This is a genomic window from Streptomyces sp. NPDC101151, assembly GCF_044768335.1.
Taxonomy (GTDB): domain Bacteria; phylum Actinomycetota; class Actinomycetes; order Streptomycetales; family Streptomycetaceae; genus Streptomyces.
Genome location: NZ_JBIWPP010000059.1, coordinates 23,932 through 32,730, shown reverse-complemented (window position 1 = coordinate 32,730; position 8,799 = coordinate 23,932). Strand labels below are relative to the sequence as shown.

The following is an 8,799-nucleotide window of genomic DNA, read 5'->3' as shown; positions in this document are numbered from 1 at the left end:
CCGTTCCGCCATCGGCTGGATCGACTTCCGCCGCCCGTCCAGCATCAGCCCCCGCAGATAACAGTCGCCCTTCGCCCGCTGATCCTTACGCGGCACCGAGGCGAACACATCAGCGATGAATAACGCCAACTTCGCCCGAGCCCGGTTCACTTCGTGTGCGTCCACACCTCCAACATGCCCCCAGACAGGACCGATCGACAGACCTAACGGAGTCCTACTAGCCGATCGCGCCTACATGGGGGCTGGCTCGTGGGTGACGACACCCTTCAGACGCCCGCCGGGCCGCGAGCTCACACCGACTCAGCAAACCGTCAACCGCGCGCTGTCTGCGACACGGGCACCGGTCGAGCGTGGCGTCGCACGCTTGAAGGCATGGCGAATCTTCCGCCGCTCCCGCTGCAGCCCGAATCGCATGTCGTCAATGGCCAAGGCTGTCCTCACCTTGGAGAGGCAACGCTGACATCGCTGTTCGGTATGCCTCAGCCATGGCGTGGAAGGAACGCTTCGGTGCCAGGCTGCCGTCGGGCATGACCTTGCACACTCCGTAGGAGGCCATGTCGAGGTCAAAGCGCGGATCCTCGTGGTGCGGATATGCGTAGCTGGCGAAGGTGAACCAGAAGGCGGTGTCCACGCCTTCCTCGTTGAAGACGTCCAATTGCTGGCGCAGATAGCGGGCCTGTTCGTCTTCGTCGCGGATGTAGTCGCCGTCGAGGCGGGGCGGGTCCGCATCGTGGTCGACGACGGCCCACCAGCCGATGCCTCCGCGGGCGGCGGCGCCTCGATAGGTGCAGCTGCCGAATTCGGTCGCCGCGAGCGGCTTGCCGTGCCGGAGATACTCGCGCAGGCCCTGACGGAAGGCGTCACTGGCATCGCCGTAGGCGTCGGCACTGACGATGTCGAAGGGCGCCCAGTCGATCTGTTCCCACGTTCCGGAGGCGTAGGTGATCTTGCCGCGGAATCGTGAGCGGACCGTCGCCGCGATGTCGGACAGCAAGGAGTTCAGCCGGGCAGGAACCTCGGCGAGGGCGGCCAGTGTTGTCTCGTCGCGAGCGCCGCTGATCAGGGCTTCGATTCGGGCGATGCTGTCGTTTCCGGGGAGGATACCGGCGGCGAACAGGCTCAACTCGCAGCCGGCGACGAAGACGTTCGCTCCCACCTCTTCGGCGCGATCGGCGCAGTCGGCGAAGTAGGGCAGCAGCCCCTCGGCGGACATTTCGCAAGGGAACGGGGAGAACCAGACCTCCAGCCCGGCGTCGGCGGCGTGCCGGGCCGCGAGGGCCAGCCGCCCTGGGTCGCCACCGGTGATCCGTACGGCGTCGCAGTGCAGGTCGTCCGCGATCACGCGGATCTCGCGTTGCACCACCTCGGCGTCGAAGACAGGCCGAGAACTCTTGCCGCCCGGAGTGAAGCCGGTGTCGTAGGTGATGCCTTTGGCTCGCATGGATGCTCCTGACAATCGATCGACATTGTTGCTGCGTCTCACCGGGCGCTGCTGCGGGTCGGTTCGGCGGGCGGATCGCGTGGACGGCTCGGGACATGTCGGTTGGCAGCTCGACGGCGGTCTCGATCACGCTGTCACCTCGCTCCTCCCTGAGAGATCACCTCACACCCGTGCTCGGCGATCGGAGCCGAACGTTAGGTGCGAGTCGAAAAGCCGGTCAACGGCGATCTCCTCTGAACCGTGCCGTTTGTGCTGGTCAGCCATGCAATTGGCGATTGCAATGACAGTGAGGGTCAATGCACGCCGAGCGGGGGATGTTGCAACGATCGGCGGCAGTGCACACTGTGGCCAAGACGCCCCAATCAGAGGAACCGAACCCGATGCCAGGACGCAGGCTGACCAGAGTCGACCGGCAGCAGATCGCCGCTGGGTTGGCACAGCGCCTGAATTACGCCGACATCGCCAGGCGCCTGGACCGTCCCACCTCGACGGTGAGCCGCGAGGTCGCGCGCAACGGTGGACCCGCCCGCTACCGCGCGGAACTGGCACAGCTCGCGACAATCCACCGAGCCCGACGCAGGCCGCAGTCGCCCGCGTCTGCACAGCGGACCATCGAGCAACCCGGCCCCGACCCCGCCGCAACGGCTGCGTTCATCACCGACCTCACGGCGGCCTTCGTCGAAACCGGCCTCCCGCGCACCGCAGCCCGCGTGATGGGTTGCCTGTTCGCCTCCGAGACCGGCAGCCGCACCGCCATCGAGATGGCGCAGTACCTGCACGTCAGCGCCGCGACCATCTCGCAGGCGCTCCACCTGCTGGAACGGCAGGATCTAATCCGCCGCGGCCGCGACGACCGGAGCCGCCGCCACCGGTATTTCCTCGACGACAACGCGGGCTTGCGGACCGTCGTGGCCAGCGCCGCCGCCAACCAGCGGCTTGCCGCCACCGCGCTGCGCGGCGCCGAAGTCTTCGGAACCCAGACCGCTGCCGGAGCCCGGCTGGCCCTGGCAGGCCGGCTCCTCGAACGCCTCGGCGACGACCTCATCCGCTCCGCAGAAAAGCACTGGCGTGACGTGGTTGGTGACGGGGTCGAGGAGCACACACCGACGATCCACACATCGACGGAGTAGTACGCGACCTCACTTGCCCAGGCGATGACCAGGCGGCCGAGAAGCCCAGGGCTTATGACCGCAGCCATCCTCACCCCGGAGGGTCAACGCTGAAAAGGCTTAATGACTTCATCTCCGAGGGGGCAAGGTCTGGCCGCGCCCGGAGCCCGTGGCGACTGAGGTCGGCCTGCTGGACCATCTGCGCTCCGTGATCGCATCCGCCCGGGAACCGGCGTGCGCGTGGTGTTCGTGCCGCACCGCCGCTGGGAACCGGGCGACTACGACACCTGGGACCATCCGAATCCCTCACAGCGCAAGATCCAGGAGCTGCACCACTTCGCCAGGGGCTCCTGGGGCGGGGAGTTCCACCCCGACTTCCAGCCGCAGCCAGGCGAGGCCGTCGCCCAGGAACACTGGGGGTCGAGCGGGTTCGCCAACACCAACCTGGACTTCCAGCTCAAGCAGCACGGCATCAGCCACGTGGCGATCGTGGGTGTGCTGGCCAACACCTGCATCGAAGCCACCGGGCGTTTCGCCACGGCGCTCGGCTATCACGTGACGCTGGTCCGGGACGCCACGCCGCCTTCAAGCCTGAGACGGACTTGGCTGCCGAGTGCTGCTACGTCAACCGTGTCCTTCCCGAGAGCGAGTTGGACGATTTCGTCTATGCGCTCGACAACCGCATCGCAGGCTTCGACAAGGTGGCCGTGTCCGAGACCAAGGCCCTCGTCGACGCGAGCACCCGGATACCGGATGAGGAGTTCGGATCCGCCCTCTCCGCCTATTTCCGTACGGCAGGTCGGCCGGAGAACGAACACCGTGCACGGCGCCTCTTCGAACGTGGTCTGCAGAAGCCGCACGGCGTGGAACTGGACCTCGGCAAGCGGGTCGCAGAGCAGAGCTGAGCGGCAGGAATCCGGCAGTGCAGCCCCTCGGCGCCGATCGACGACCAGGAAGCCCCGGACACCGGGCGAATCGGTCCGGGCCGGTTCACGTAAGACGGCTTGGTCACGGTCGGCGGCCGGATGTTCCGCTGCAGTTGTTCGAGGCAGTCAGTGTGCCTGCGCCTCCCGTGGGGGCGAGGGCTGCCAGGCGCGGGCGGGGACGACCAGGGGGCCGCCGGTGACGGGGTCCGGCACGACTACGGAGGAGAGGCCGAAGACGTCCTGGACCAGCTCGGCGGTGACGATCTCGTCCGGCGGCCCCTGGGCGACGATGCGGCCGGCCTTCATGGCGACGAGGTGGTCGGCGTAGCGGGCGGCCTGGTTGAGGTCGTGGAGAACGGCGACGACGGTGCGGCCGCGCTCGTGGTTGAGCCGGCGGACGAGGTCCAGGACCTCCACCTGGTGGGCGATGTCCAGGTACGTCGTGGGCTCGTCCAGCAGCAGCAGTTCCGTGTCCTGGGCCAGAGCCATGGCGATCCACACGCGCTGCCGCTGGCCGCCGGAGAGCTCGTCCACCGGCCGGTCGGCGAGGTCTGCGGTGTCGGTGCGTTCCAGCGCCTCGGTGACGGCCCGCTCGTCCGCCTCCGACCACTGCTGCCACCACTTCTGGTGCGGCTGGCGGCCGCGGGCGACGAGGTCGGCGACGGTGATGCCGTCCGGCGGCGTCGGGGACTGCGGCAGGACACCGATGGTCCGAGCGATCTGTCTGCCGGGGACCCGGCTCAGTTCGGCGCCGTCCAGGAGTACGGAGCCCCCGCGCGGCTTGAGGAGCCGGCCCAGCGCCCGCAGGACGGTGGACTTGCCGCAGGCGTTGGGGCCGACGACGACCGTGACCTTGCCGTCGGGTATATCCAGGTCCAGGCCCTCGACGACGGTGCGGTCCTCGTACGCCAGGGTCAGGGCGTGCGCCGAGAGACGGCTGACGGGGGGACGGCTCATGAGGAGGTGCCTCCGGAACGGCTGCGGGTGCGGACGATGAGCCACATCAGGTACGGGGCGCCCACCGCGGCGGTGAGGACGCCGACGGGCAGCTCGATCGGGGAGAACATGCGGCGGGCCAGCAGGTCCGCGATCACGACGACCAGCGCGCCGGCCAACGCCGAGGTCAGCAGCGGGGTCTGGGCCGTGCGCGTGAGCCGGCGCGCGATCTGCGGGGCGAGCAGCGCGACGAAGTCGATGGGGCCGGCGGCGCCGGTCGTCACCGATGCGAGTACGACGCCGAGCGCGGTCAGCCCGAGCCGGACCCGGTCCAGGCGCACACCGAGGGCGGTCGCGGTGTCGTCGTCGAAGGACACGCCGCGCTGGGCCCGCGCCGCCCACAGGGCCGCCGGGACACCGAGCAACAGCACGAGCGCGAGGGGGCCCGCCTCCTCGTAGCCGCGGCTGTTGAGGGAGCCGGTCAGCCAGACCTTGGCCTGCTGGGCCACCAGGTAGTCGCCCTTGGTGAGGAACAACTGGGTCAGCGAACCGAGCGCGACCGACACACCGATGCCGACCAGGACGAAGCGGGAGGAGTGCAGCCCGCGCCGCCATGCGAAGACGTACACCAGCAGGGCCGCCAGGACGCCGCCGGCGACGGAGACGTACGGCAGCGCGTCGGCGGCGACGGCGTTGAAGCTCAGCGCGGCGACCGTGGCGGCGCCGGCGCCGTGCGTGACGCCGATGACGTCGGGACTGGCCAGCGGATTGCGTGCGACGGTCTGCACCAGCGCGCCCGCGACGCCGAACGCGGCCCCCGCGAGGAGCCCGACGACCAGGCGCGGCAGGCGCAGCGTGCCCACCACCAACTCGTCGGGACTCGGACGCCCGAAGAGCACCTTGACGACCTCGGTCGGCGGGACGAAGGACTCGCCGACGCACAGATACGCCACCACGGCGCACGCGAGCAGCACCGCCAGCGCCGCCGCGACGACGACCGCCCGCCGGTGCACGAGGAAACTCGCTCGTCCCCCGCGCAGCACGGCGTGCCCGGCCGGGCGCACGGCAGGCCGGGCGGGGACGGCCCCGGTGCGGCTCATGCAGCCACCACCGCCCGGCGCCGGACGAGCGCGATCAGGAACGGCACGCCGATCAGGGCGGTCATGACGGCCACCGGTACCTCCGAGGGCGGGAAGACGACGCGGCCGAGCACATCCGAGCCCAGGAGCATCACCGGGCCGAGCAGTGCGGCCAGCGGCAGCACCCAGCGGTGCGCGGTGCCCACCAGGGCGCGGGCGATGTGCGGTACGGCGAGGCCGGTGAACGCGATCGGGCCGACCGCGGCCACGGCCGCTCCGGTGAGCACCGTCGCGCCGAGCGCACCGAGCACGCGCAGCAGGCCGACGTTGTGCCCGAGAGCCTTGGCGGCGTCGTCGCCGAGCGCGAGCGCGTCGAGGCCGCGGGCCATCGCCGCGACCAGCGCCAGGCCGGCCAGCAGGAACGGCCAGATCTGGCCGATGACCTCACTGCCGCGCCCGCTGATCGAACCGACCTGCCAGAAGCGGAACTCGTCGAGGGCCCGCGCGTTGGTGGTGGCGATCCCGGACACGAGTGAGGCGAGGAAGGCGTTCGTCGCGGCGCCGGCGAGCGCGAGCTTGACCGGCGACGCACCGCCCCTCCCGCCGCTGGCGACGGCGTACACGCCCACCGCCGCCAGCGCCGCGCCCACGAACGCGAACCACACGTAGCCGCCCAGTGTGTGCACGCCGCAGAACGCGATCGCGCACACCACGCCCACCGACGCGCCCTGGCTGACGCCGAGGATGCCCGGTTCCGCGATGGGGTTGCGGGTGACGCCCTGCATCACCGTCCCGGCGAGCGCGAGCGCGGCGCCCGCCAGGATGCCAATGACCGTGCGCGGTACCCGCAACGCCCGCACCACCTGGGCGTCGTCACTGCTGCCGCCGTGCACCAGGGCCTGGATCACCTCGCCCGGCGCGATCTGGCGGCTGCCCACGGCGAGGCTCAGCAGGACGGCGATCAGCAGCATCGCCGTGCCGGCCAGCAACCAGCCGGCCCGGCGGCGGGTGGGGGTGGGTGGCGACATGCGCCGCGCTCACTCTCTTCTCAGGCCGTCCGTGGTGTCGGGCCGTCTGTCGTCTCAGGCCGTCAGGTACTTCTGGAGGTCGTCGAGCACCGCGTTGGCGGCGGTGACGCCCAGCCCCAGGTACCAGGTCTCGTCCGGCACGTCATGGGCGTGGCCGTCCTTGACCGCCTTGAGGTTCTTCCACAGCGGGTTGCCCTGGGCCTTGCTCTTGTCCGTGGCCTTCGGGTCGCCGTAGACGCCGGTGAAGATCCAGTCGGCGTCGGCCTGGTCGATGTTCTCTGCGCTGATCTCGGCGGCCAGGTCCGCGATGTCCTGGTTCTTCGGGCGCGGAATGCCGACGTCCTTGAGGATGGTGCCGATGAAGGAGTCGTTGCCGTAGAGCCGGATGACGCCGTCGGGCATGAAGCGGACCATCGACACGGTCGGCTTGTCCGCGCCGAGCCGGGTACCGAGAGCCTTCGCCCGCTTCTCGTACGCGGCAAGGTTCGCCTTGGCCTGCGCGGTCTTGTCCAGCGCGGCCGCGTTGAGGAGGTAGTTCTCCTTCCAGGTGAAGCCGGGGCGGATCGAGAAGACGGTCGGCGCGATCTTCGACAGTTCGTCGTACGAGGCGGCTGCGCGCAGCTGGCTGCCCAGGATCAGGTCCGGCTTGAGGGCCGCGATCGCCTCCAGGTTGAGGCTGTTGATGGTGCCGATGTTCTTCGGCGTGCCTGCGTCCTTCTTCAGGTACGACGGCAGCTCCGGCGAGCCCTCGGTCGGGGCCAGACCGACCGGCTTCACACCGAGGGAGACAACGTTATCGAGCTCGCCGACGTCCAGCACGACCACGCGCTTGGGCCGGGCCTTGATCTCGGTGCTGCCCATCGCGTGCTTGATCGTGCGCGGCCACTGGCCGGCCTTGGCGTCCGTGCCGAGCGCGGCGGTCTTCTCCGCAGCGTCGGCGAAGTCCTTGCCGCCCTTGGCGACCGACTTCGAGTCCTTCGCCCCCGACCCGGCCTCGGCGGATGCGCTGCCCTCCTTCCCGTTCCCGGAGGAATCGCCGCCGCACGCCGCGAGCGACAGTGCGGCGGCGACGGCGAGAGCAACAGCGGCTGTGCCGCGGCGCCGAAGAGACATGTGACGGGCTCCTAGCTGTGATTCACCTTTAAAGTATTAGGCGAGCCTTACCTTATGTGGAACCTATGTGCAGTATGCAAGCGGGGGTCCCGGGAGCACACCACCCTCACCACCTTTCGCGGCTCCGCGCGGAAGCCTCCGGCGGCCGGCCCGGCCGCGACGCCCGGTTCGGCGTGGGTCCGGGCACGGCGGGCACCCCCGCACCGGCCGCGGCGACGACGCTCCTGCTCGGGCGCGGATCCCGCGCCTCGCAAACGGGCCGACCCGGTCACGCTGTGGTGAGCGACGGGCAGGTGTCGGCCTGCGTGGCGGCGGTATAACACTTTGACGGGTCCGTTCGGGCGCCTGGATGCCCGAACAGTCAAGTCACGGCTGGGAGTTGGCATGCGTTCCGAAGAACGGCACCACCGGCTGCTGACCCTCGCGCGCCAGCGGGGCAAGGTCGAAGTCACCGATGTCGCGGCGGACTTCGGAGTCGCGCCCGAGACCATCCGGCGGGACCTGGGCGAGCTGGAGCGCCGCGGTCTGGTGCGCCGTACCTACGGGGGCGCCTATCCGGTGGAGAGCGCCGGGTTCGAGACGGACCTCGCCCAGCGGGTCACGCTGCACGTGGAGAGCAAACGGCGGATCGCCGCGGAGGGCGTGCGGCTGCTGGGCAGCGCGGAGACCGTGTTCGTGGACGAGGGTTACACACCGCAGATCCTGGCCGGACTGCTGCCCGTCGACCGGCCGTTGACGGTGGTGACCGCGTCCCTGTCGACGGCCACGGCGGCCGCGGAGTCGCCCAACCTCACGGTCCTGCTGCTCGGCGGTCGGGTGCGCGCCCGCACGCTCGCGACCGTGGGCTCGTGGGCGTGCTCGATGCTCGCCGGCTTCGTCATCGACCTGGCCTACCTGGGATCGAACGGAATCTCCCGGGAGTTCGGCCTCACCACTCCCGACCCGGTCGTCGCCGATGTGAAGGCCAAGGCCCTGGAGGTGTCGCGACGGCGGGTCTTCATGGGCCACCACGGGAAGTTCGGCGCCAGCAGCTTCTGCCGCTTCGCCGAGGTCTCCGACTTTGAGACGATCATCACCGACACCGGTCTGCCCGTCACCGAGGCCCGCCGCTACTCGCTGCTGGGCCCGCAGGTCATCAGGGTCTGACCGGCACCCTCGCGGAAGGGG

9 protein-coding genes and 2 pseudogenes are annotated in these 8,799 nt (G+C 70.1%); 5 read left to right on the top strand and 6 right to left on the bottom strand.

The genetic code is table 11. The annotated features are described in order from the left end of the window. Positions 1-165: transposase (locus tag ACIRU3_RS44550; RefSeq protein WP_404069678.1), on the bottom strand; the 165-nt coding region annotated here is incomplete at its 3' end. Positions 166-214: 49 nt separating this feature from the next. On the opposite strand from ACIRU3_RS44550, the pseudogene ACIRU3_RS44545 reads away from it, so the two are divergent. After that, positions 215-460, top strand: a pseudogene (locus ACIRU3_RS44545) (transposase family protein); the annotation flags it as partial. On the opposite strand, the gene ACIRU3_RS44540 reads toward ACIRU3_RS44545, so the two are convergent. Beyond that, complete coding sequence (locus ACIRU3_RS44540) at positions 419-1,441, bottom strand: hypothetical protein (RefSeq protein ID WP_404069676.1); 1,023 nt, start codon at positions 1,439-1,441, stop codon at positions 419-421. The pseudogene ACIRU3_RS44545 and the gene ACIRU3_RS44540 overlap by 42 nt on opposite strands. Before the next feature lie 380 nt (positions 1,442-1,821). Between ACIRU3_RS44540 and ACIRU3_RS44535 the strand changes: the two genes are divergently transcribed. From ACIRU3_RS44535 to ACIRU3_RS44525, 3 genes and pseudogenes are all read left to right on the top strand, one after another. After that, a complete protein-coding gene (locus ACIRU3_RS44535; RefSeq protein ID WP_404069674.1) occupies positions 1,822-2,571 on the top strand; it encodes a helix-turn-helix domain-containing protein in 750 nt (249 codons plus the stop codon). 213 nt (positions 2,572-2,784) lie between these two features. Then, positions 2,785-3,072: pseudogene (locus ACIRU3_RS44530) on the top strand (cysteine hydrolase family protein); the annotation flags it as partial. Positions 3,073-3,152: 80 nt separating this feature from the next. Continuing rightward, positions 3,153-3,455 (top strand): hypothetical protein, encoded by a 303-nt coding sequence (locus ACIRU3_RS44525; protein WP_404069680.1) that lies wholly within the window; start codon positions 3,153-3,155, stop codon positions 3,453-3,455. 147 nt (positions 3,456-3,602) lie between these two features. On the opposite strand, the gene ACIRU3_RS44520 is transcribed toward ACIRU3_RS44525, so the two are convergent. The 4 genes from ACIRU3_RS44520 to ACIRU3_RS44505 are packed head-to-tail and all read right to left on the bottom strand — an operon-like array spanning position 3,603 to position 7,632. After that, positions 3,603-4,433 carry an ABC transporter ATP-binding protein gene (locus ACIRU3_RS44520; protein ID WP_404069672.1) on the bottom strand — a complete coding sequence of 277 codons (831 nt, stop codon included), beginning with the start codon at positions 4,431-4,433 and terminating at the stop codon, positions 3,603-3,605. After that, on the bottom strand, positions 4,430-5,512 hold the full coding sequence (locus ACIRU3_RS44515; protein ID WP_404069670.1) for a FecCD family ABC transporter permease: 1,083 nt from the start codon (positions 5,510-5,512) through the stop codon (positions 4,430-4,432). Before ACIRU3_RS44515 ends, ACIRU3_RS44520 begins: the two co-directional genes overlap by 4 nt. Continuing rightward, a complete protein-coding gene (locus ACIRU3_RS44510; protein ID WP_404069668.1) occupies positions 5,509-6,519 on the bottom strand; it encodes a FecCD family ABC transporter permease in 1,011 nt (336 codons plus the stop codon). Before ACIRU3_RS44510 ends, ACIRU3_RS44515 begins: the two co-directional genes overlap by 4 nt. A gap of 54 nt (positions 6,520-6,573) precedes the next feature. Continuing rightward, complete coding sequence (locus ACIRU3_RS44505; RefSeq protein WP_404069666.1) at positions 6,574-7,632, bottom strand: ABC transporter substrate-binding protein; 1,059 nt, start codon at positions 7,630-7,632, stop codon at positions 6,574-6,576. A 384-nt stretch (positions 7,633-8,016) separates the two neighbouring features. On the opposite strand from ACIRU3_RS44505, the gene ACIRU3_RS44500 reads away from it, so the two are divergent. Then, positions 8,017-8,778, top strand: a complete 762-nt coding sequence (locus tag ACIRU3_RS44500; RefSeq protein WP_404069664.1) for a DeoR/GlpR family DNA-binding transcription regulator — start codon at positions 8,017-8,019, stop codon at positions 8,776-8,778. Positions 8,779-8,799: the final 21 nt, after the last annotated feature.